General features: G+C 41.4%; 19 protein-coding genes. 8 read left to right on the forward strand and 11 right to left on the reverse strand.

Annotated elements, in window-relative coordinates; translation table 11 throughout:
• The first annotated feature begins 191 nt into the window (after positions 1 to 191).
• Entirely contained in the window at positions 192 to 2,603 is a 2,412-nt protein-coding gene (locus tag QXD64_03610; protein ID MEM3396400.1) for a NosD domain-containing protein, read from the forward strand.
• Between the two features lie 59 nt (positions 2,604 to 2,662).
• Here QXD64_03610 and QXD64_03615 read toward each other — a convergent pair whose 3' ends face one another.
• The 4 genes from QXD64_03615 to QXD64_03630 all read right to left on the reverse strand — a co-directional run bounded on the left by QXD64_03615 (position 2,663) and on the right by QXD64_03630 (position 10,512).
• The gene (locus tag QXD64_03615; protein MEM3396401.1) at positions 2,663 to 7,087 is read right to left on the reverse strand and encodes an alpha-2-macroglobulin family protein; all 4,425 of its coding nucleotides are present in this window, start codon (positions 7,085 to 7,087) and stop codon (positions 2,663 to 2,665) included.
• Between the two features lie 68 nt (positions 7,088 to 7,155).
• A complete protein-coding gene (locus QXD64_03620; protein ID MEM3396402.1) occupies positions 7,156 to 7,530 on the reverse strand; it encodes a PIN domain-containing protein in 375 nt (124 codons plus the stop codon).
• A gap of 2 nt (positions 7,531 to 7,532) precedes the next feature.
• Positions 7,533 to 8,768, reverse strand: coding sequence for a hypothetical protein (locus QXD64_03625; protein MEM3396403.1), 1,236 nt, complete (start codon positions 8,766 to 8,768; stop codon positions 7,533 to 7,535).
• 79 nt (positions 8,769 to 8,847) lie between these two features.
• Complete coding sequence (locus QXD64_03630) at positions 8,848 to 10,512, reverse strand: DUF835 domain-containing protein (GenBank protein MEM3396404.1); 1,665 nt, start codon at positions 10,510 to 10,512, stop codon at positions 8,848 to 8,850.
• A 120-nt stretch (positions 10,513 to 10,632) separates the two neighbouring features.
• On the opposite strand from QXD64_03630, the gene QXD64_03635 reads away from it, so the two are divergent.
• Entirely contained in the window at positions 10,633 to 11,088 is a 456-nt protein-coding gene (locus QXD64_03635; protein MEM3396405.1) for a CBS domain-containing protein, read from the forward strand.
• A gap of 21 nt (positions 11,089 to 11,109) precedes the next feature.
• Positions 11,110 to 11,700: a pyridoxal 5'-phosphate synthase glutaminase subunit PdxT gene (pdxT, locus tag QXD64_03640; protein MEM3396406.1), complete on the forward strand. Its 591-nt coding sequence runs from the start codon at positions 11,110 to 11,112 to the stop codon at positions 11,698 to 11,700.
• Between the two features lie 3 nt (positions 11,701 to 11,703).
• Here the strand turns inward: pdxT and cas6 are convergent, their stop codons facing one another.
• The 3 genes from cas6 to glgD are packed head-to-tail and all read right to left on the reverse strand — an operon-like array spanning position 11,704 to position 14,931.
• A complete protein-coding gene (gene cas6 / locus QXD64_03645) occupies positions 11,704 to 12,462 on the reverse strand; it encodes a CRISPR-associated endoribonuclease Cas6 (GenBank protein ID MEM3396407.1) in 759 nt (252 codons plus the stop codon).
• Positions 12,452 to 13,705, reverse strand: a complete 1,254-nt coding sequence (locus QXD64_03650; GenBank protein ID MEM3396408.1) for a glucose-1-phosphate adenylyltransferase — start codon at positions 13,703 to 13,705, stop codon at positions 12,452 to 12,454. The genes cas6 and QXD64_03650 overlap by 11 nt, the downstream gene beginning before the upstream one ends.
• Positions 13,705 to 14,931 (reverse strand): glucose-1-phosphate adenylyltransferase subunit GlgD, encoded by a 1,227-nt coding sequence (glgD, locus tag QXD64_03655; protein MEM3396409.1) that lies wholly within the window; start codon positions 14,929 to 14,931, stop codon positions 13,705 to 13,707. The genes QXD64_03650 and glgD overlap by 1 nt, the downstream gene beginning before the upstream one ends.
• A 135-nt stretch (positions 14,932 to 15,066) precedes the next feature.
• Between glgD and QXD64_03660 the strand changes: the two genes are divergently transcribed.
• The gene (locus tag QXD64_03660) at positions 15,067 to 15,846 is read left to right on the forward strand and encodes an MBL fold metallo-hydrolase (GenBank protein ID MEM3396410.1); all 780 of its coding nucleotides are present in this window, start codon (positions 15,067 to 15,069) and stop codon (positions 15,844 to 15,846) included.
• A gap of 123 nt (positions 15,847 to 15,969) precedes the next feature.
• On the opposite strand, the gene QXD64_03665 is transcribed toward QXD64_03660, so the two are convergent.
• From QXD64_03665 to QXD64_03675, 3 genes are all read right to left on the reverse strand, one after another.
• Positions 15,970 to 16,944, reverse strand: a complete 975-nt coding sequence (locus tag QXD64_03665; GenBank protein ID MEM3396411.1) for a hypothetical protein — start codon at positions 16,942 to 16,944, stop codon at positions 15,970 to 15,972.
• 61 nt (positions 16,945 to 17,005) lie between these two features.
• Positions 17,006 to 17,275 (reverse strand): hypothetical protein, encoded by a 270-nt coding sequence (locus QXD64_03670; GenBank protein ID MEM3396412.1) that lies wholly within the window; start codon positions 17,273 to 17,275, stop codon positions 17,006 to 17,008.
• Entirely contained in the window at positions 17,272 to 17,466 is a 195-nt protein-coding gene (locus QXD64_03675) for a hypothetical protein (protein ID MEM3396413.1), read from the reverse strand. Before QXD64_03675 ends, QXD64_03670 begins: the two co-directional genes overlap by 4 nt.
• Before the next feature lie 340 nt (positions 17,467 to 17,806).
• Here QXD64_03675 and QXD64_03680 point away from each other — a divergent pair, with 340 nt between their 5' ends.
• Positions 17,807 to 17,995, forward strand: coding sequence for a hypothetical protein (locus QXD64_03680; protein ID MEM3396414.1), 189 nt, complete (start codon positions 17,807 to 17,809; stop codon positions 17,993 to 17,995).
• 126 nt (positions 17,996 to 18,121) lie between these two features.
• Complete coding sequence (locus QXD64_03685) at positions 18,122 to 20,485, forward strand: hypothetical protein (protein MEM3396415.1); 2,364 nt, start codon at positions 18,122 to 18,124, stop codon at positions 20,483 to 20,485.
• A gap of 97 nt (positions 20,486 to 20,582) precedes the next feature.
• Here the strand turns inward: QXD64_03685 and QXD64_03690 are convergent, their stop codons facing one another.
• A complete protein-coding gene (locus QXD64_03690; protein ID MEM3396416.1) occupies positions 20,583 to 21,458 on the reverse strand; it encodes a radical SAM protein in 876 nt (291 codons plus the stop codon).
• A 427-nt stretch (positions 21,459 to 21,885) separates the two neighbouring features.
• On the opposite strand from QXD64_03690, the gene QXD64_03695 reads away from it, so the two are divergent.
• Complete coding sequence (locus tag QXD64_03695; GenBank protein ID MEM3396417.1) at positions 21,886 to 22,455, forward strand: helix-turn-helix transcriptional regulator; 570 nt, start codon at positions 21,886 to 21,888, stop codon at positions 22,453 to 22,455.
• The gene (locus QXD64_03700) at positions 22,421 to 23,116 is read left to right on the forward strand and encodes an ATPase domain-containing protein (GenBank protein MEM3396418.1); all 696 of its coding nucleotides are present in this window, start codon (positions 22,421 to 22,423) and stop codon (positions 23,114 to 23,116) included. The genes QXD64_03695 and QXD64_03700 overlap by 35 nt, the downstream gene beginning before the upstream one ends.
• The last annotated feature ends 1 nt before the right edge of the window (position 23,117 follow it).

Here is a 23,117-nt window from a genome sequence, read left to right on the forward strand (position 1 = left end):
TTATCCAAAGTTTATGTTGTGACCGTAGGGGAGCAGAACTTTGTGAATGAAGTGACAAAATCCACGAGAAAACTGCTTAATGAGCTGGAAATACATATTACTCAAAACTTGGGAAGTTAGTGAGTACCTGTAAAGTAAAATGAGCATTAAAAAATAAATACAATATTTGCATTACCCGTAATGTGATTAATATGCACAATAGAAAATTTCAAGCAAAGAAAGAAGGAGCTATGACTTCGTTCCTTTCCGGAAAGGAGAAGAACTTGTCTGCGAAAATGGTTGCTTGGGCAACGATGGTTCTCGTGGTTTTAAGTGCGTTCGGGCTCTTTACAAACTATGCAGAGGCAGCAACGAACGGAACCTTGCCAACAGGTACTACACATGCACCTATCCAAATCTCAAGCGATGCAGATTTCACATCTGCAAATGGAGTAACTGGAGGTTCAGGCACAATGAGCGACCCCTATATCATAGAGGGATGGGACATTGATGCTGCGGGTGGCTCGTATGGCATATGGATCCGTGACACCAGTGCCTACTTTGTGATAAGAAATTGTAACATAACCAGTGCTAACAACAGTGCAAATCCACCATACGGAGCAGGTATTGAACTTAGAAACGCAACTCATGGACTGCTGGAGAATAACACCATAACAAATTGTCAGTATGGCATTTACCTAGACCTTGCAGATAACAACACAATCCAGTATAACGATGTCTCAAACAATACATTTGGGATTTATCTGATTGTTTCTTCTAACAACACAATCACTCAAAACTCTGCAGTGTTTTGCAGTCAAAACGCGATTTACATGCGTCTTTCACATTACAACACAGTTACTTACAACAACTGCTCAAACAATACCTACTATTCTTATGGGATTTACATTGACTTCGCAAACTGGAACACAATCTCATATAACATTGCATGTGGTAGCATCTACGGCGGAATGTACATATCCTCTTCAAATAACAATGTAATCTCAAACAACAACTTTTCTGAAAACAAGAAGGGCAGTACTTTTGGCACCACTGGGGTAGGGATTTACATAACATCAGCTAACTACAACACAATAGACGGAAATGAGATTTCGTCAAATGAGATGTATGGAATCTACATGCAAGGAGCCAAGTGGAACACAATTTCAAACAACACAATGTTTGATAATAAAAAGAGAGCGATATATGTAAATTATTACTCTGATGATAATACAATCGAGCACAACACAATTACTGGAGTGCCAGTATCTGGTATCACACCGGACCACTATGGTATCTATATCTACGATTCGGACAATACCAGTGTAACCAACAACAATTTGAGTGACTACTTCTATGGAATGTTCATATGTTCCGCCAGCAACAACACGGTAGTTGAAAATAATGTCTTCTCTGGTGGAAACTGGTCAATATATCTGATAACAGACAACAACACAATTGCATCCAACACAATATCCAGTGGTGTCGTGGGCATCAGAGTGGAGAGCTCGTATAACACAATAGCTGGGAATATAATTTCTACAACCAAGTACGGAATATATGGTGTAGGACTACCAAGTAACAACGATTTGTATGAAAACACAATAAACAATGCAAATCTTACATGGAGTGCTGGCATCTACATTGAAAATGCCACTAACTGGAACATGGTGGGCAATGTGGTTTACGATTGTTTCGTGGGCATCCAAATAGTCAAATCAAATAACTGCACAATCTCTCAGAACAACAATGTAACCAACAACTCTTATTATGGCATATATCTCAATGTGGTGTGTGACACAATTATTCAGAGCAACCAGATTACCAAGAATATCTATGGGCTGTACTTTGAAACCGTAAATAACACTCTTGTAACCCAGAACGGTATCAAATTCAATAAATATGGAATTGAAGTCATATCCTACACATCCTATTCTTGCAACAACACATTTTCTCACAATGACATCTCCAATAACTCCGGATTGGACCCTGAAGGAAATCCAACTGGAAAGGGGATTTCACTCATGAACGCCAAAGGAAATGTGATTGACCAGAATACCATTAATGCAGATGTAAGTTATGGAGTGATGCTCGGATACGGTTCTGAAAATAACACAGTCACAAACAACAAAATCACAAACCACACAAGAGGAGTGTATATCACCTCAAGCAACTGGAATACACTGATGTACAACAACATCTCATACAATTCAATGTATGGAGTGCATCTGAGTTCTGCCAAAAACAACACAATCACATACAACGCTTTCTGTAACAACACAAACTATGCCATATCCATTAGTTCTGGCTCCACAGACAACATAATCCACCATAACAACTTCTGGGGAAACAATGGTGCAGGCAAGGGTGCATCTGGAAACAGTCAAGCAGCAGACGATGCTGGCGGAAACAAATGGTATGATACAGCAACCAACCAAGGCAATTACTGGAGCAATTGGGATGGCACTGGCACCTATCCAATAGCTGGCTCTGCAGGAGCAAGTGACAGTGGACCTCTCGCACAGCCCGTTCCAATCTCTGAGACCACTCCCCTGGCGGTGTTCTTCCTGCTCTCTGGTGCTCTGGCAATCCTTAGCATGAGGAAAAAGAGAAACAATTTCTAAAAATAAAAATTTTAAATTTTTTTTATTTGTTTTTCTTTTCTGTTTTTGTGGATATCAACCTAACTTACTTCAAACATCTCTGGTTTTGCCTCTGCACAAAGGTCTGGCATATACATGTCAAAGGCCCTGGTTCCATGTGCCAATGCTTTCAGGGGATAGAGAGCAATTATTCTGAATGTGAGCGAGATTTTTGCGTTGGGTGGTAAATCCTGAATGTAGAGGTAGGAAAGCCGTCCGTTTATCTCATATCTGCTGATTTTTTTTGCGGCTGTGAGGTTCTGGAAGTCGCTCTCAACGAATCCGAATCCAGCAGGAGCACGAAAGTCAATGAGCAGCATCTTCATCGGAAAATCCAGCGTGTAATTCACAATCAAACTCACGAGCACCATGTCATTCACATGGATGTTGTTCGTGCTGTAGCTTACTGAAAGCTTGAGCGGAGCAGTCGCCTCCTCTTCTTCAAATGGAAGGTATTCCTCCTTGATTATCTGGTAGTTCAGCACCCCACTGCCAGATGTGACAATCTGTATAAGCACGGAGTCCTGCACATACTGTTTCATGTCAACATAATAAGTGATGTCTGCATTTTCAAGTGTGTACTGAGCTTCGAACGCTTTGGTTCCGTTCACAAACAAGCTCACATTTAGTAATTTGACCTTTGTTTCTCCGGCAGTAAACAACGCCTGGAACGCGACCACAGTATCCTGGGTAGAGAAATAACCATGCCTTTGTCTGTTCTCAAGCAGGAATTTCACTCCACCTGAAATTGCATCTAGGTGCGCTCCTACACCATGGAGTGCCATTACCGCATAGCCAGTCGTCTCTATTGTTCTCGGCGAAATTCTCCGATAAAAACCTGGATGATCGTCTGAAAGCAATGTGCTCCTGGAGTTCCAGTACACTGTGTCGTTCTCCACTTCTCTCAGCTCATAAATTCTGTCAGCAAGGTTGATAACAAACCTCTGATTCCAGTTGCCCATGGCAAGTGTGAGCGTGCAAATGGCAAGTGTGTAGGCATCATCCTTGTGAGTTTCAACATTTTCCGCAATGTAGGCAAGGGCTTTCTGAATTCTATGGTCTTCTACAGAAATTCCTGAATACATCAATGCTCTCGTCACATAAGCAGTGCAAGCCACAGTTTTGGATCTAAGGGTTGGATGAGTATATTCGTATAACCCCCATTCTGGAAAGACAAATGAACCATCTGCTTTCTGCTGGGACAATAGCCATTTCTGCATGTCTGAAATAATGGTCTCGTCAATCGTGAAACCCGCACTGATTGCATCCTGGAATGTAATCAGCCCCCATGAAGTCAGCCAGGGATGCACATCTCTATCACCAGGGAACCAGACAATTCCTCTGCCAATTCCATTCTGTGCCTTCACAAGATACTGAAGTTCGTGCTGAATGCCCTGGGTTACAATCATTTCATATTCAAACTGTTTCTCAGTGCTTTGCAGGGATTTCTTTGCAGCCCTGTAAGCAAGGACATCAATGGAGAGGGTGGACATTGACTGTTCTCCGCAACCGCTCACAAAATGAATGTATTCCTCTGCACCATCTATTACCACTGCCTCTATCCCTGTCTGGAGTTTCGCAAACAACCGCTCGCTGTTTTCAATTCTCTCTGCTGAGAAATTTATCACATGCTCCTTGCTCGCATTGTTTTCGATTCTTCCGTTGATAATCTCCGAAACCATTTTTCCATCAGGCACAACCTCTACATCTCGCAGCACTGCATCCCATACATTGGTTCCTTCAGCTGAAACAAAGAGCTGGTGGATGCCCACTTTCAGTGCCCGGATTTCAAAGTAAAGCGAAGAGACAGTGTTCGCAGGAATCTGGAGGATTTGCGTGGAATTGGAGTAAAGTTCAAACCAGCTATCCTGTCTAAGATGCACTGTAACATCCAGCGTCTCATTCTTGTAATTGTAAACCATCACTCTGAGCGAGATTGTGTCGTTTCTTGTCAGGGAAACAGGAATGTCTGGCTCCACGAAGAAGTCCTGGAAGACTGTGATGTTCTTCCAGCCAACCCCAATTCTGCAATTGGATGTAGAAGCAACCGCCTCCACCTCCCAGGAAGTGATTGAATCAGGCACCAGGAGATTTACGGTTGCAGAACCATTTTCTCCTGTCTCAATCAGAGGATTCCAGTACCATGTTTCAGGGAAGAATTGTCGAACTAGTTTTACTCCCGGGGATTGAGTGTAGTAGAGTCCACCGCCCTGTGATGCTGTGTTTTCAACTGCGGGACTTGGTGGACCTGGAGGACCTAGTCTCCCACCACCTCCCTTATATACCCAATCGTCAGCAGGACTACTGGCAGGACCACTCATCATTCCCATTACCATTGAGTAGAGAATTCCAGATAGAACAACCATAAGCATTATTACACCGATGACCTTGAGAAACTCCTGTTCCAAAAAAGCTGGATATTTAATGTAACTGTAACAAAGTAAACCCCCAAACCCTGCACTTCCAAGCACTACTAGAATTCCGAAATACACCTCAAGAAATGAATTTTTCAATGTTGCTGCATTTTCCTTATTCACATCAGCTAGATTTACAACACTATCTGGACGCACTGTGCTAGTCATTGTTGCTAGGACAGGGGTAACTTCTGCTGTTTGATTCCCAAAAATATATTCTGCAAGCATGTAGGCAGGTGTGGTAAATTCCTTCTCCAGCTGAAAATAGAGTTTATCAATTCCTGTAAACCTTTCCTCAAGTTCATAAACTGACTTATCCACAATCTTCACACCGAGCACTGCCTTTACTGGCACGCCATGTTCCACTGAAAATGTGATGCTTGCATTCTCTCTTGGCAGATAAATTTCCTTATCAGAGGTAATTCCCACCTTCAATTCCTTATCACTTTCAACTGAAATAAAAGCCACATCCCTGACAACACTCAAGTTTGCCTCAATCTTGTACACCCTAACCTGAGCATAGGGCGCATAATCGCTGGAAATGTGAAGTGAGAATTCTGCATTTTCTCCAGTGAGCTTTGCAATTCCATTTGATATCACAAAGCCAGAGGCAACTACATCATAGTAAACCTCATTTGTCATAGAACTGCCTCTGTAAAAGACCTTGAATTTTGCTTCTTCGCCCACTCTGTACTTCTCCTTCGAAGGCACAACCTTTATTTGGTTTTCAGGAACACTAAATACTGCGTAGCCAATGAGATCGCCCTTCTTCACCTCAACATAAATGAATTGCATGCCTGCTGACTGAGTAGACACAAAAACAAGTTTTGCCAGTCCTCTAGCATCCGTGGTGGTCGCATCAAGAGTGCTAGAATAGTAGTATCTCCTGAGCGTCACTGCAGCATCTTCAACAGGCGTTCCATCCGGGTATCTTGCTAGCACATAAATTTCTGTGGCTACATCTTTCATTCCAGTTGTGGAGAGCACAGAGACCTCAATAGGTTTCCTTCCTATGGTGACCACCTTGCTCTTCACCTCCATGTGCCCTGCCTCATCGATAACAGTTGCATTCAAAAGCAAGTAGCTATTGTAGGCATTAACTGGAACTCCTGCAGCATAGGAGATGTTTGCGGTCGTGAAAGAGAAGAAGCCAGAAATAAGTGACCCTGTAGAAGGATAAACTGGTAAAGATATCCATTCACCCGCATAAACACTTGCGGTAATTGTGACTGTGCCTTTCACATCTTTCCCAAAAAAGTATTTGCATTTTATGCTTCCCCTGACTGCATCACCTATTAGATACCAGTCCTTAACATCCTGAAATTCAATTGCGAATTTAGGCAGCACATACTTCTTGACCACCACTGTTTTCTGCTGTGACACCTTGCCACACATCACAGTAATGTTATACTCTCCAAGCGGAAGCACATTACCAAATGGAAAATCAAAACTTGCTATGCCATGCTTATCAGGTGCGAGTTCCTTTCTGTAGATTTTATTGCCATCTGGGTCCCTGATTTCAGCCACAACGGACTGAGCAAGGGGCACATTCCCATTAAACGCAAGAACTCGCACATACATTTTATCGCCTGGCTTGTATATTGGTTTGTCTGTGGTAATTAAGATTCTGATGTTGGAATCCACAACAATTGTCTTAGATATAGAATATCCCTCGGATTGCACCACAAGCTCTCCTTTACCATAAATCTGTGCAAGTGAGATTTTGGGAATCAGAACACCATCTTTGTCGGTTTTGCCTGCCCAGTGAACTTTCTCGCCACTTGCTCCTTTAATCTCTATCTCCACCATCTTGTTTGGAAGTGGTTTCCCATCAGGAGCAAGTGCCTTCACAATGAACGAATTTTCATAGCCAGAAATCAGGCGCTCTGGAAAACAGACGAACAAGTTTGGCTTTGTCGAGAGGTAAATTGAATCAATGTTTATTGCAAGAAGTCCCAATGTACCTATGACTACAGCAGCCAGAAGAATGCCCACCTTCTTCTTCAGCACATACCTCTTTCCTTTCCGCCTTCCGACCATTTCAATCACCATCCAAGAGATTGGCGAGAAAGCATATATACTTCTCCCACACAAGTAAAATTTTTTTTACATGTAAAGGACTATCGCTCCCTAATTGCAAGCCTCTGCCCTTCTCTGAGAAAAACCACCCTACGACCTTTTTTCACAATTTTATCTCCCAGCTTCGAATCCATAGTGGCAACATAGACCTCTCTATCCTTGAATTTTTCAGCACACTCAATAACTCCTCTATCACCTCTCTGTTCCACCTCAACCACGCTGTACTTCCTTGCAAATTGCAGCACAGTTCTTGCCAATGCCTCAGTTTTCGCAAGTCCCTCAAGTTCTTTTATCACAGAGGAGGGAACCACAATCTCAACACTGCCAATGAAATCCTGCACTGCGGCATCCAGGTTAAAAGAGTAATTGAATGGTGCAAAAAGCATGCTAGTATCCAGAATGAGCAATGGTTTCATAGTTATTCTTTAGAGGTAATCTCACCGTGAACCTTTACCTTCTTTCCGAGCTTTATCCCGCCTCCATAAACCACGCCATTGTTAACAACAGTATTCGCACCCAGTTCTACATCTCCGTCTGCCTCTATCCTTTCAACTACTACATTTTCCCTGCAAACCACATTCCCTTTCGCTACAATTCTGCCAGTTTTAGAATTGCCGCCAATCTCCACACTGCCTAACGCAATAATTTCGTTTACAGTTGAAGCAGAGCTAATCACACATTCACCGCACTCAATTTTCCCCTCAACCAATGCGTTTTCTCCAACTGTAATCTTACCGCCAACTATGAGATTACCATGAATCTTTGCATTTTTGCCCACAATCATCTCCTTTCCTGCCTTTAAATTCCCTCTGATTTCCAGCCCATCTGGAATTTGCAAGTTTTCTTCAGTTGCCATAACAAACTCGGAAGCGAAAGAACTGACTGCTCCTGCAGGGGCCGTCTCCATCTGACTAATTCTTTGCTTCAACTCCCGATTCTCACTTTCAAGTGCAGTTATTTTTGCTCCCAGTTCCTTAATTAAACCATCCCTCTCTGCCAAGAGTGCTTGAAGTTCAGCAATTCTAGCGGAATTTTCAATCTCTGCAGTACCAGATGGTTGTGATTGTACCTGACCTCCCTCCCTCATGATTCTAAGCCGTTCACTCAGCTCCTTTATCTCACGCTCTTTTTCAAAAAGCAATGTTTGGAGGTCATTAGAAGCACTAACATGCTCCCTTAGCATTTTATTCTCTTCTTCTAGTTCCTTGATTCTTTTCTCTTTTGCATCCAGTAGCTCTTCAAGGTTTTTTGTATCCTGCTGCGGAGGTTGCGGAGGGAGTGGCTGAACCTGTTGGCCTTGAGCAAGTGCTGCCTTGAGCGAAGCATTTTCCTCCTCAAGTGCCTTCACCTTTGCAGTCAACTCCTCGTTAAGTGCATCTACCCGGTCTATCTCTTCGTTTAGCTCACGGATCGATTTATTCCGCTCCTCTTTCATTTTTTCATACTGCTCATTAACATAGTCAATCTGATACTGCAAGCCCTTTATCTTCTCTTCATACTGTCCCACAAGTGCGCTGAGTTGGTCTACTTTTGACTGCCAGAGACCAGCTATTTCCTGTTTCTCCCGCTCAAGTTGCTCTACTCTTGCGATGAGTTCATTCCGTTCATCCGCTAATCTCTTTATCCTTTCCCTGACTTCGTCTCCTGCATCCATTTTAAACCCATCTCCTATATTGTTGTGGGATATATAAACTATTCTAATGCATGGACTAGTTGTACCACCTATTCCCACTTCACTTTACTACTCTATCAAATCTGCTGCAAATCACCACATTCTCTTTATCATCACTTACCTCAACCACACAGTAGAGCTTAACTCCGTACTTGTGAGCTAGATCAGTGATGTCTTTGATAAAACTAATGTACTTATCCAATGAGATTTTGATTTTCACTACATCACAGCCATCAATCACAACATGTTTCACGCCATCTCTGATTGCATTCTTTATAGCAAGTATGAAGTCCGTTTCAACTGCTTCTGGCCTTATCGTCTTCACATTGCTTATATCAAGGTCTGTAATCCAGTAATACTCCGCATTTTTGAAGTGTCTTTCAATTTTCTTAGGGTGTGTTCTCGTGATAACTAGCACTTTGTCTGTCTCTGGAATTTCTGTGGCAATCTTTTCCAATGTCTTCTCGTCCCTGTAATGCAGCACAGTTCTCTCCACACCCTTACCAACAGGATAGATTTCTGGCAGGGTTAGCTTTCTATCAAACATTGATGTGAGAATTCTTCGCTTTTCATCATCGTAAAATGAGGGGCGAATTTGGACTATGAATGTAGAGCTTGTGGTGGAAGCCACATCCGCAATGTCTTTCAGAAAGTTAGTAACAGCGTCAAAACCACATTTGATTGTAAGATACTCTATGTCATCTATTAAAACTGAAGCCCCTGGATTTTCTCGCATAAAGTTAATTATGCTTTGTGTGATCTCAAAATCAAGTCTAGCTGGATTTGCTGACTGCTCCTCTGTTTCCACCTCTGTAATCCATATAATTGGCAGTTTCTCGATTTTGAACGCAGTTCGAACTACATCTGGCGCTTTACCAGTCACACAGAGACCTGGTTTTTCAGTGGAAAGCAACCTAAGTGCAAAATAACTGGAATTCGTGTGATCGTCAAGCACTAGATAGTTTAAACCTCGATCTATTGAGATTGGTAATTTCTCTGGAATTCCATCCTTTCGCTCAACTACTGGTGCTATTGCCATGAGTTTGTACTTTGTAAGTGCATAGCCAAACAGCATTGCCGTGATACTCATGAAAATTGTAGTTGGGTCTGGGAGCATTCTTGTTGTCAACTCAAATGCGTTTCCTATAAACGGTATAACTACCGCAAGAACGAGAATCCTTGCCTGGCTTTTCTCAATCTTTGTCCTTGCCTGTTTGATTGAGAGTGCGAGTGAAATGAAGCCAGCAATAAAAAAGGTGTATTCCACTGCAGCGTATCCCCACCAAAATACGGTCCAGTTTGAACCATACTTGCCAGGAAAATTCTCAAATTCATAAAAACTGGAAATGTAAATATGGGTAAACGGGTTGGTTAAGCAAATAACCTCAAAGAAAAGAATAATCCCTGAAATCAGATAAATTACCCACTTTTTGTTGAGGATAGGCCGCCAGATAGGTACAGCATTCGCAAGGAGGAAGAAAACAGGTCCAGTCATTATCGCCCCAACATAGTCCAAGTGGATAATGGCAATCAGGAGTTTAACATCATCGCAGAGCCAGTATGCTGTTTCCGCAAAGCCCCAAATCACACCCGCAAGACACAAGAACAGAAAATACTTGTTTTCTCTTCTTTTTGGATTCGACCAATAGCCGCGGTGCGCCACATACAGTAGTGCTAATGTGATTGAAAGATAGATAGCTGCATAAATGTAATAAGCAGTCCCCATGTTATATCTAATATGCCACTAATGTATAAAATTCTTTTGGATGGGTACTAATGGGTAGTGCTTCAGAAAAAAATACAAAGCACCCGCTAACCTTTTATAGCCCTCTGCCATCCTTGAAACATGGGCAAGTTGTTTAAAGATGAGAAGGTGAGCGAGCATTACCAGAAGCTGATTAAGGAACCACATTATGTGAAACTCGGAAGTTCTTTGGATGCTGTGGCAGATGTATTCCTGAAAGAATTGAGGTTAAGAACAGTGTTCGTGGTCAACAACAAAATGGAAGTAGTGGGTGCGGTGATGCTCAGCACAATTCTGAAGCATGTTGCCTATCGTGCTGGTGTGCGTGGCAAAGGGATAGTTTCTGCGATACGGTTTCTGAGGGAAGTTTTGAGTGAGAAAGTGGATGAAGTCATGCTGCCAGTGGAAACCATAACTCCAGATGACACTATTGAGAAAGCACTGATGATTGTTGTTGAGAAGGGCATTCTGGACATCCCAGTCGTGGATAAAAATGGGAAGTTGATTGGAGAACTCAATGGAATTGAGATTCTTGCAGAGGGTAGAAGATTGCTTTAATTTGTTTTCAGGTATGAGAAAATGAAGATTGGTGTGCTTGGCATTCAGGGGGCTGTTTCTGAGCATGTGGAAATTACATGGAAAGCAATGGAAGAACTGAAAATCAAGGGAGAGGTACTCGTGGTCAAGCGTCTGGAACATCTAGAAGGATTGGACGGGCTGATAATTCCGGGCGGAGAGAGCACCACAATCTCTTCAATGCTCAAACGCACTGGGCTTTTTGAGGAAGTGCGGAAAAAAGCAATTGCTGGCATGGGTATCATGGGCACCTGTGCGGGGGCAATAATGCTTGCGAAGAAAGTAAATGAGGGAAATGTGGAAACACTGGCTTTGATGGACATTGCAGTCAGCAGGAACGCCTATGGCAGGCAGGTGGATTCGTTCGAGGCAGATGTAGAGATTGCTGGCTTCGACAGAAAATTCCGTGCAATTTTCATACGGGCTCCTATAATCACAGAGGCATGGGGTGATGCAAAAGTTCTGGCAACGGATGGAAAAAACATAATCATGGTAGAGCAGGGAAATCACCTGGCTCTCACATTCCACCCTGAACTGACTGGAGATACGAGGATACATGGGAGGTTTTTGAATACGCTCATAAAAAAATCCTAGTTTTCACCTTCCATTCACAAATCCAAACCCAAAACTGTTCCTCTCTCCGAAGCCAGCATCGAGTCCGAACTCAATTATTTTTCGCTGCACAGCATCCATGTGGCTCCAGTGAAACTCCCATAAACTGCCTGCAGCACCATAACTTCTGCCCTCCACCACATACCGCAGGTTCACCTGCTTTTTAAACACAAACTGCTCGAACAAGTCATAATTCTGAATCTCAGTGCCATAGAAATCGTTGTACTTCTTTATCAAGTTCTCACTCACCTGCTTCAGAAATGCCTCAAATGGATACTTGGGACGCCAGTAAACATACCTTCGCTTTCTCTCCTCCATTGGAATTCCGTATTTTTCATAAAGCGACTCTGGAATTCGCACAATAACTGGTGTCTCGCACCGCACACAAGGTTTTTCGCTAAGCTTGACTTCAAACACAGAAAAATCAGAGAGCTGGAACTGCATCTCTCCTATGTTTATCTCCTCGGCTTCTCTCAAGCAATCCCCGATTCCCTTCATCAATTCCTTGCTTGGCGAAGAAATTATGAAATGCCTTATCTCACCTGGCTCTACGCTCTTCTGCGGAAAGATTCCAGAAAAGCAGAAAAACTTGTACCCATATTTTCCATGCAAATCTGGAAAACCACTCTGTCTTATCAGGTCGTAAACAAAACCCTGGTTTTTATGACTCTCATTCCTAATCTCCTGGGATTTTGTCGCCTTCAACCTCAAAAGGACCCTCAGTTTCCCACCTCTAAATCTCAATTGTTTCCCCACACTCCAGCTTCTTGCCTGAATAATCCTCTTTCCTCACATCAGGGAAAATCAGCACATTCTTCCCAATCTCCATCTTCTCAGGCACAACTGCATTTTTTCCAATCACAGTAATCCCAGAATTCAGATACTCTGGATATTTTTTATTAGGCACACTTTCATGCCCAGCCCCTATGTGGGTTTCAGCTCCCACAACCACATTCTTATCCAGGATTACGGTTTCCAGCACTGCATTTTCTCCAATCACGCAATCCTGCATGATAACAGAATCATGCACAAATGCACCTTTTTTCACAATCACTCCAGGCGAAAGCACAGAATGTACCACCTTGCCTTCAATTCTGCAGCCTGGTGAAACAATGCTGTTCAGCACAGTGCCACCAGAACCAACATAGGCAGGTGCCCTGTCACTCCTTCGCATCTCTGCCAGATTCGTGCGTAAATTCCACTCATCAAGTGTTAGCTGCGAATTTTCATCCAGGGCATCCATATTTGCCTCCCAGTATGACTGAATTGTCCCTACATCCCTCCAGTAACCCTTAAACGGATAAGCATAAACCTTATAATTTTTTATCATCCAACCAATTATATCTTTTCCAAAGTCGTTTCCTAGCTTTTTCTTCAGCACATTCTCAAGCACATCCATATTAAACACATAGATGCCCATTGAGGCAATGTTGCTTTTTGGTGTTTTGGGCTTCTCCTCCCAGTCCACTATTCTCCCGTCTGTATCAGTGATTGCGATTCCGAATCTGGGTGCTTCGCTCAGCGGCACTTCCATGGTGGCAATTGTTAGATCCGCACCCTTTTCCTTGTGATAATTTACCAGTTCAGAGTAGTCCATTTTGTAAATGTGGTCCCCAGAGAGAATCAGCACTCGCTCAGGCGCGAAATCCCTGATAAAACCAATGTTCTGGTAGATTGCATCTGCTGTGCCTTTGTACCAGTCAAATTCCTTCTCACCAGTTCTTGGCGGAAGAATCTTTGCCACTCTGGAGCGGCCAACATAGTCCCAGGCACTGCCGCTTCCAATGTGGTCCATCAGGGAAAGTGGTTTATACTGGGTAAGAATTCCAAGCACTCTTACACCAGAATTACAGGCATTGCTTAAGGTAAAATCAATTATCCTGTACATTCCTCCGAAAGGCACTGCTGGCTTCGCTCTTTTTTTTGCAAGAATGCTTAACCTAGAGCCCACACCACCCGCAAGCAGCATTCCCACAGTTTTCCGCATCACTCCTCACCTCCTATTGTTGTGCCTGGCTCAATTCTTTTTTCCTTAAAGCAACTCTCGCCTGTGAATGGCCAGACAACGCAGCCCTCACCTATGGACACTGTATCTGGAATTTTAGAATTTTTCCCGATGCATGTGATTTTTTTACAGCCACCAATCACGGAATTTTTTCCTACTATGGTCGCTTCGTCAATAATCGTGTTTTCCACCACAGTCCCTTCTCCAATAACACAATCAGACATTATCAGCGAATTTTTCACAACTGCACCCTTTTCAACTATTACATTTGAAGAAATTATGGAATGAATTATTTTTCCCTTTATTTTGGAACCCCTTGCAACTAAGACATCCTCTACATCTGAGGTAGGATAGAATCTAGTTGGTGGTAGATCATAATGGTAATTGCCATAAATGTTTGTCCTTATTCCCCATTCTTCTGGATTTATCTTCGGATTTTCTCCAAGCAAGTCCATGTTCGTGCTGAAGTATTCCTGAAGCGTCCTTGTATAGCCCCAGTAACCACCAAATTTGTAGCCATACACCTTCTTTCCTTCCTTCATCATCTCAGGAATTATGTCACGGCCAAACTCGTGCGATTTGCCCTTTGCATTTTTCTTTAATTCCTCAAGTAAAACCTGTGTTTTAAACACATAAATTGTGAGTGATGCCCACTCATACTTTGTCTTTTCTGGCTTTTCCACATAATCCTTAACACTTCCGTCTTTTCCGATGTCCGCCATTCCAAATCTGTGCCCCTCGTTAGGGTCAACCTTCACAAAGCCCACAGTTAAATCTGCATTTTTCTCCAGATGCATGGAAATTATTTCGTTGTAGTCCATGCAGTAAATGTGGTCCCCAGAAATAATGAGCACATTTTCTGGCGTATGCTCTTGAATGAAAGATATGTTCTGGTACACTGCATCTGCAGTTCCCCTATACCAGTCACTTGTCCTCACACCCTTATATGGTGGAAGAATTTTGATGCCCTTGCCCCTGCCTACAAGGTCCCAGTGAATACCAGAGCCAATATGACTTATCAGTTCAGATGGATTGTACTGTGAGAGTATCCCAACAATTTCTATACCAGAATTGTGGAGATTGCTCAATGGAAAATCAATGATTCTGTAGATGCCACCAAACGGTACTGCCGACTTTGGTCTTGTCAGTGTGAGCACACCCAGTTCATCTACCCTGCCTCCTGCCAGCACCAGTGCAACCAGTTTCATGATTTTGGTAATGGGATTGGTGTCTAATAAATTTTTGCACCAAGATTTTTACAACATACTGGAAAACAACCAGCATGAATTTTATAATCTTATATAAAAAAATTTAATTACTGCAGAGATATATACTATGGTTACATGATAAAACTCACATTTCTTGGTACGGGCGGCGGAAGATTTGCTACCCTTTATCAAACAAGAGCAACTGGTGGCATTTATCTAGAGCATACTGGCTTAGAAAAACAATCGAGAGTTCACATAGACCCTGGTCCAGGTGCCCTTGTGCATGCAAGCAGGAATGGAATTGACCCCACACAGACAGATGCAATTATAGTGACCCATTGTCATCCAGACCATTATGTGGATGCGGAGATTCTTACGGAAGCAATGACAATGGGGGGAAGAAGAAAAAGGGGTTTTTTGCTAGGGAGCAGGAGCACGCTGGAGGGCGTGGATAATATTGGACCATGTATTTCCAAATATTTTCAGAAAAATGTGGAGACATGCATGGTAATTGAAAAAAACAACATAAAACTGGGAGAGCTTGTGGTTACTCCAGCACCAACAATACATTCAGACCCAACAACAGTGGGTCTCAAATTTTCTACCAGTTCTGGAGTCATTTCATATGTTGCTGACACGGAATTTTCGAAAGAAATTGCAGGTGCATACAGAAATGCAAGAGTGCTTATTCTTCCAGTCACTCGCCCCAGAGCTGCCAAAATACCATACCATCTCACTACTGACGATGCTTCAGAATTTGCATCAATTGTAAAGCCAGAACTGTGCATTCTCACTCATTTTGGCTTGAAAATGATAGAAGCGGACCCAGAAGCAGAGGCACGCTGGATTGAACAGCAGACTGGCGTGAAGTGCATCGCTGCCAGTGATGGAATGAAGATAGAAATTGATGAATAGATACTAATTTTTTGGTAGATACTAAGAAATTGGTTAGTATTTATCTAAAGAGAGTGTATCTGTTTATTTATTAATACAATTATGTAATTATAGAAATAAATAAATTAAAACCAATAACACGGTTCACTCGATTTTTCTGATTTGCAGATAGAGTTTATCTTTGCTTGGATCCAGGATTCCATTGTGCTTTGCATTCGTCCATACTCTAATCTCAAATCTTGTATGGCCGGGTATTTCCTGATGAATATCCTCTTTTTTATCAATCAGTAAATTTAGGAGAGCAGATAGATGTGCCCCTGTGCCTTTCTTTATATCCTTTCTTTCCATTTCCTTCCAGAATGCACCAGACCTTTTCCAATTTTCGGGCTTTCGTGCACCTTTTATACCCAACTCTGACACATCAAGTATATCTGAATCACCTTTCTGGTATGCCTGAAGTAAAAGTTGAAGTAATTTTTCCAAATTCCTTTCCCAGTATTCATCGTATTTGCTTCCCCTTTTTCCTCTAGTTTTTTCAATGCGTCCTTCTCCTTCCTCAGATGGAAGCTGTGGATAAGACTCTTTAAGAAGTGCATCAAAGAGAAAGATAATTGTGCCTTTTTCACTCGTATATTTCTTAAACTCCAACACAATCCAACCATATTTAGAAGAAAACTCCTCAACTTTGGCAGAAATCTCGTCGATTATAACAATTCGTTCTGGATCCTTTTTTATTACATCTGAAATAAACTTATGTTTATCCTCCATACCCTGCAAACTGTTAGAGAGTTTTCCCAGTTCATAAAACTTCTCTATCAGAATATCTCTTTTGCTCGAAGGAGAGAATTTTTCCACTTGCGCTAAAATATGATCATACAAATCATGGGACGCTAGTTCTATTTCTACAATTGCCCACTTACTATCCTTCACGAAAAGTACCAAAGCATCTGGAATGGATTCTACTCCCCCTTCAGTGCGCACCTTCTGCTTTGGCAAAAGCAGTATGTCCTCCCCAAAAATATATTGTGCATTTGCCAGTACATCCTTTTCAAGTTCGTCCTCTTTGTTATAGTAATGAGGAGTGTGGACTATATTATTCGCCACGCAAATTCTTCCCATATTTTACACCAGAGAGGCATATATCTAATGTGCTTATAACTGTTTCTTTAATGTTGGTCATTTAATAAAGAGGTTCATTCTTTTGGATAGCCTCTGTGAGACAGTGTGCCCTCTCTCCACTCCTCAACCCAGCTAGAGGTGTAAGAATTTCTTTTTTGAGGGATGCTTTCTCAAAAGCCTTCTTTACAACTTCTACATAATCCTCTCCGCCTAACACTACAATTCTATCATACTGGCCTAATCCTTTCTCTATTATTTGTTTAGAAAGTTCATCCACACTTATTGGATTCGTATGTTTTTTCTTAAAAGTTACATTATACGACTCAATCAAATCATCTGGACGCAAGAATCCGTATTTTGCAGAGAGGATGAACAATCATCTGGATGAAACTTTTTTGCATATTTTATGGAGCTTTTTGTAGGTACCCCAATGTATGCCTCCTCAGCTCTAGTTTTGCCAGCATTTGGATTCTTATCCCAGATTTTCATTTTTCCGCAGGACACAATGCAAACCGTTTTCATGCTCTCACCTTTCTTCACCTACATATTGAAACTTCTCTTATATATTTTTTTAACGCTTTTGGCATTGGGCGGGACCTGCAGAATTACCGTGAAATTATGAAGTATAATCTCTGTTATACTTCATTCGTAGAGCCAGATGTTTGATAGAAGTGCCGCGAAATGTAGGTTTTTTGAGCCAGGAGGTCGGAACGCATTAGAACGCAAATAAATGGTTTTTCCCACTCCGTCTTACTAATTCAACATTCCTAAATTGAAAAACCCCGTAAAAGCAATTTATAACAGTCGTGGGGAAAAGCTTGCAAGGCAAAAGTTCTTTATCCTGCATTGCATTTCATTCATCATGAGCTTGCTCAGGAAGTACTATCCTTTCTTTAGTGAGGAGATGGAATACGATGAATTTGTGAAGATGGTAAGTGAGAAACGGAAGCTCTATGGAAACCTGTACGATGAGGAGACGATAGTGTTTTACTTCCTGGCAAAGAAAGGAATCTTGAAAGATGTCTTGGAGAATGAAGGTTTTAATACATAATATATTATTTATAAATATAGTTATGAAATATTGTTTATAAATAATTCTTATTTGTAAAGACATGTGACAACAATCAAATCCAACAAACCTTATATAGCCAATAAATAATATCACAGTGGTGAAAATTTGATATTACCTTCTGGCAAGCTGATAAACACAGCACTCGGAGGTAGGGAAACTGCCACTGCAGTGCTTGCTGAAGCTGAAGAAAGCAAATTATCTGGCTATGTTGGTGTTTCAACAGCAAAAGGCGGAAAAACCGCACTGGGATACCTTCTCTACAAAAATGGAGGGATTTGTGGAGCTTATTTTATGAAGGAGACCGAATTATTCGGAGAAGAGGCCTTGTTGAAAGTTTTCATCGAACTCTTAAATCCAGAGGCGGTAATTGAAGTTCACACCTTTGTTTATAAATCCTCATCCATTAACATTGATTTCGTGCTCCAGAAATATCCAGAAGCAGGATGTGTTCCGAAAAAACCATACAACGACTTGCTCCAGGATGCAATAAGAGCTGCAAGTGAGGAGGAAAGTGCAAAACGGATTGCGCTCCTTTCTGAAATTGAAAAGGCAAAACCAATACAATCACCAGCAACTGATGAAATCGTATCTGGAGAGCAGGGAGATGCTGCATTGATGCGTGAGGAAATTGAACGGCTGAAGGCAAGCAGCTTAACTTTGTTAAAACATCTTTCTGGGAAGGAAAAGGCTGATTTGGACATAGAGCAGATTGCAGAGAAGCGAATTCTGGAAATGAAACTAGCAAAGGAAAGCGAGGAACTAGAAAGAAAGAAGAAGGAGCTGGCTGAAATTGAAAAGAATCTTACCGAGAGAGAAACAAATCTAAAGACCTATGAGGCCTCGCTTAAGGTACGCGAAGAAAATCTTAAAAAAGAACTGGAACGACTCTCAAATGAGAAAATTGAGATTTCAAGGGCATGGACCGAAATTGCAGCCCAGATTGAGAAGAACGCTGAAACCAAGAAAAATATAGAAAGAAAACTGGAGGAGATGTTTAAAAGAGAAGAACAGTTTCTAGACAGAGAGAGGAAGCTTGCTGATGAAGAGGAAAAAATTGTGAATGAAAACAAAAAAATTGAAGCCAGATGGAAAGAGATCAAGGCAGAGGAGGAGAGATTAAGGACTTTTTCTGGAAATCTTACGAAAAGAGAGGAGGAGATTGCCAGGAAAGAACGGGACCTCAAGAAAGAGAGCATGACATTAGCGAAGAGAGAAGAGGAGATTACAGCAAGAGCAAATGGACTGGAGCAAGAAGAGGCAAAGATAGAGAAGGAAAAACGAAAGCTCGCAGAGGAGAAAGATGCCATTGAAAAGGAAAAAATATATCTGGAAAAAGAGAAAGAAAGTTTAAATGCGAAATTTGAGGAACTGGAGAGTAGAGAGAAGAAAATTGCTGAGCGAGAGGCAGAACTCAATGAATTCGAAAATGCATTAGCTAAAGAGAAGAAAAATTTGAAGGAAATTGAAACTAGGTACCTGAAGAAAAAGGAGGAACTTGAGAGAAAAGAAAAGGCACTGGCTGTAATGGAGAAAGAATTGAAAGCACATGAGGAAGAAATCGAAAAAGAGAAAGAAAAGATTCGTGAAATCTACGATGAAATAATTGGGAAAGAAAAATTACTTGCTGAGAAAGAAAAGGATTTGCGGAGTTTTGAGGAACGGCTCAAGGAAAGAGAGAAAGTGTTGAGCCAGAAAGAAAGGGAAATCAATTTAGAGTTAGAGAAAATTGCAGAGGAGCGAGAGAGTTTTGCTGCAGAAAGGGCGAGGCAGAGTAAGGATGTGGAGAAAATCCGGGCAGAGCTAGAGAAAGAGAAAAAGAAGGTACTGGAAAAGGCAAAGGAAGTTGTTGAGAGAGAGAAAGCTATTGATGAAAGAGAGAAACATGTGGAATCTATAGAAAGCCAGGTGAAGGATAAGCTTGCGGCACTGGCTGAAATGAGAGCAAAAGTAGAGGAGGAAAGAAAAGAGCTGGAACAGAAACAAGCTGGTCTTGAGGCTAAGGAAAAAGAGATTGATGGCAAGATCTTGGAAATTGGAGAACGGCAGAAGAAGGTAGAGGAGATGCTGGCTGCGAGACAGAAGGAGATTGAAGGAAAAGAAAAGGAACTAGCAAAGAAGGAGAGGAGTTTGGAGGAGAAGGAGAAGCGGTTACAGGAGAAAGCCCAGAACCAGACGGAAAAGGAAAAGGAGCTGAAGCGTGGACTTGCAGAACTTCTTAGACGCCAGGAAGAGTTGGAGGACAGAGAGAAGGAGTTGGAAAAACGCATGGAAGAAATCGAAAAGAAACATAAGGAGATTGAGGAACTGGAACATGAAAAAATCATGGCTTTAGAGGACAGGGAGAAAGAGATTGAGGCAAGGGAAAAAGCGTTAGCTAGCCGAGAAGAGGAGTTACGGAAAAAGGAGAAGGCAATCCAGGAAAAACAAGTGGAATTCCTGAAGATTCGTGAAAGCTTGGAGAAGATTTAGTCATGAATATTGCGTAATCCATTATTAATTTAATGTTTCATTATTTATATATAAACAATTTAGTGGGTGAAAAACAACACTTACTAAAAAATTGTTATTAACTAATTTTTTGATAATTCTTCCACTTACCCATTAGATAATTCCTCAGAAATATGCCACCATGAATAATTGGTCTAAACAGAGAGGGCTCTCTGAAACATTGTATGAAACACTCATTACAGCCATCGGGTCTCTTTTTATGTTTGAAACATGCATTTAGAGTTCCCTTTACATCAATGAAAAAAATCGTTTCTCCTGCTCTACATTCAGAAACTCGACCACCATCTAGATATGCAATACACTGCCTGTAGTATTCTCTTGTGTTTCCAAAAACATATTGTCTATAGTTAGAGTAGACTAGAGAAAAAGCTCTTCTAATCTTATCTCGCTCAGCAGTGAATCGCTTATTGAAAACATAGCTCTCAGAATCCATGAAACAGAGTGAGAGCGGCAACCCGATCTCTGTATTCACAAAACTTGCCATTTCAATCACTCGCTCTGCATTATCATCGTGTACCAGCATGTTCACTGTTGCTATCTTTACCTTTCCTTTAACATATCTGGCACACTCGACTGCACTGTCAAAAGATTTTCTTCCTCTGAAAAGGTTATGCATCTCTGGGATATAATCATCAATTGAAACAGTTATGGCATCAAGATATTCTACAACTTCCTTAATCCTATTGAGATTTGTGCCGTTTGTAGCAATATGGGTAAAAAACCTAAGCTGTTTCATGGCCTTCAACATTTCAACAATTTCAGGGTGGAGAGTAGGTTCACCTCCTGTAAGAGAAAGATACCAAAAACCCTCTCTTTTAAGATTAATAAGCCACTCCTTATTCCATTTTATAAATTCTGGCTTTAATTTATAAGTCTCACACGAATTACATCTAAGATTACACGCAGAAGTTACTTGCACAATTGCTCCCTTCATTCAAAATTGGGATTGTCCGACCGTATAAATATTTTTCTCATATGGTATGAGACACATTTTGTTTGATAATTGAACTTTTACAGGCAATAAATGATGCATTTTCTGATTATATCTTACTTGCAATAATAGTTGAGGCATTTCTGTTTTCCCAAAAGTTTAAATCTAACCATGTAATTGGGGTAGTAACATAGAACCAAAACTCACGGGAGTGAGGGATATGCCGCCAAAGAAGAAACCAAAAGAGGAAAAGAAAGAGGAAAAGAAGAAAGAGCAGACACAGATGTAAATCTGGAACTTTTTTACCTTCATTATTTTTTAAATTTCACTTTTTGAGAAGTTTTCAGGAAGGTTTATATTCTTTGAAATCCATTACTTCTTCCAGCAGGCAGAAAATAATTTCACAAAAAATGAAGTAATGGGTGATCCCTTGACACTTGAAATTATTGGGGACAGAAAGATTCTTTCAGAACTCGGAAACAGGAAAAGAATTGAGATTCTGAAGTATCTGCATGATAATGGTTGGTGCTACAGCGCCAAGGTCGCAGGGGCCGTAAAACTGCACACTGCAATCGTCTCAAACTTTCTCGACATTTGCTCAGAATACGGTATTGTAGAAAAAAGATTTGTGAGAGGAAAAAGAAGAGGGTTCTATGAATACAAACTAAAGGCTCCTGAGTTCTGGATCAAGGTAAAAGTTGTGCAGGAGGCAAATGAGCAGAAGATAATGTTTCTAAGAGAGGTCCTAGCATACTGTGAACGAGTTTTCGGAAGGGCAAGGACTGAAGCAATTAAATCACGCCTAGGAGAAAAGATAAGGTACTGGATTGACAATGGAGAAGGAAAGATTGTATCAGTATCAGAAATTGAATATGCGGAAAAGCAAATTTTCGAAGAACTTGCAAATCTTGCAGGTGTTGAGAATGCAAAAAAGATTCTGGAAAAGACCAAGGAGGAGATAAAAAATGAAGAGAATAAAGTCAGGAATAAACGGATTTGATGTGTTGTGCGAAGGTGGGCTGCCTGAAGGTTCCACAGTTCTTGTCTCTGGGCCTGCAGGAAGCGCTAAGAGTTTGTTCGGTCTTGAATTTATTTACAGAGGTGCAAAAAGCTACGGAGAAACTGGGATTCTGATTCTTGTTGAAGAACCGAGACAGAATCTTTACAAGGCAGCTAGAAGGTACAATTTTGAAATAGAAAGATTTGAAAAGGAAAACAAAATTATGATACTGGATATCGGGGAAATCAGGGCTAGAGATGACCTAGTGGACTTTTCCACCCTAAAAACCTTCATAGATGGCGCAGCAAGCCAGAGCAGGGCAACCAGAATTGTAGTGGACTCTCTTTCTGGCATTGGAGTTGCATATTCGAGTGAAGATTTGCTTAGAAAGGAAATGTTCAAATTTGTGCGGTTTCTCACAGAGTCAGGTTTCACATCCGTTTTAATCTCCGAAGCACCAGAGGGTAAACTCACAAAGTATGACTTTGAGAAGTTTCTGGTAGATGGACTGGTCTTTCTAAACTATGAAAATGTGAAAGGAGAATATAGACGCACGCTCACCATCTATAAAATGAGATTTACAAGACATGACCCCTACAAGCACCCATTTATCATTTCTAAGTCTGGGATTGAAATAGACCCTGAGGAAGTAATCTTCTGAC

The sequence above is a fragment of the Thermoplasmata archaeon genome (assembly GCA_038874435.1).
Taxonomy (GTDB): domain Archaea; phylum Thermoplasmatota; class Thermoplasmata; order Lutacidiplasmatales; family SKW197; genus SKW197.

Bases quoted from the DNA above. Each gene is read 5' to 3' on its own strand.
- QXD64_03700 (MEM3396418.1), top strand. From the start codon at position 22,421: ATGAAGAGAATAAAGTCAGGAATAAACGGATTTGATGTGTTGTGCGAA.
- QXD64_03660 (MEM3396410.1), top strand. From the start codon at position 15,067: ATGATAAAACTCACATTTCTTGGTACGGGCGGCGGAAGATTTGCTACC.
- QXD64_03650 (MEM3396408.1), bottom strand. From the start codon at position 13,705: ATGCGGAAAACTGTGGGAATGCTGCTTGCGGGTGGTGTGGGCTCTAGG.
- QXD64_03665 (MEM3396411.1), bottom strand. From the start codon at position 16,944: ATGGGAAGAATTTGCGTGGCGAATAATATAGTCCACACTCCTCATTAC.
- QXD64_03675 (MEM3396413.1), bottom strand. From the start codon at position 17,466: ATGAAAACGGTTTGCATTGTGTCCTGCGGAAAAATGAAAATCTGGGAT.
- QXD64_03690 (MEM3396416.1), bottom strand. From the start codon at position 21,458: ATGAAGGGAGCAATTGTGCAAGTAACTTCTGCGTGTAATCTTAGATGT.
- glgD (MEM3396409.1), bottom strand. From the start codon at position 14,931: ATGAAACTGGTTGCACTGGTGCTGGCAGGAGGCAGGGTAGATGAACTG.
- QXD64_03620 (MEM3396402.1), bottom strand. From the start codon at position 7,530: ATGAAACCATTGCTCATTCTGGATACTAGCATGCTTTTTGCACCATTC.
- pdxT (MEM3396406.1), top strand. From the start codon at position 11,110: ATGAAGATTGGTGTGCTTGGCATTCAGGGGGCTGTTTCTGAGCATGTG.
- QXD64_03635 (MEM3396405.1), top strand. From the start codon at position 10,633: ATGGGCAAGTTGTTTAAAGATGAGAAGGTGAGCGAGCATTACCAGAAG.
- QXD64_03630 (MEM3396404.1), bottom strand. From the start codon at position 10,512: ATGGGGACTGCTTATTACATTTATGCAGCTATCTATCTTTCAATCACA.
- QXD64_03680 (MEM3396414.1), top strand. From the start codon at position 17,807: ATGAGCTTGCTCAGGAAGTACTATCCTTTCTTTAGTGAGGAGATGGAA.
- QXD64_03615 (MEM3396401.1), bottom strand. From the start codon at position 7,087: ATGGTGATTGAAATGGTCGGAAGGCGGAAAGGAAAGAGGTATGTGCTG.
- QXD64_03610 (MEM3396400.1), top strand. From the start codon at position 192: ATGCACAATAGAAAATTTCAAGCAAAGAAAGAAGGAGCTATGACTTCG.
- QXD64_03625 (MEM3396403.1), bottom strand. From the start codon at position 8,768: ATGGATGCAGGAGACGAAGTCAGGGAAAGGATAAAGAGATTAGCGGAT.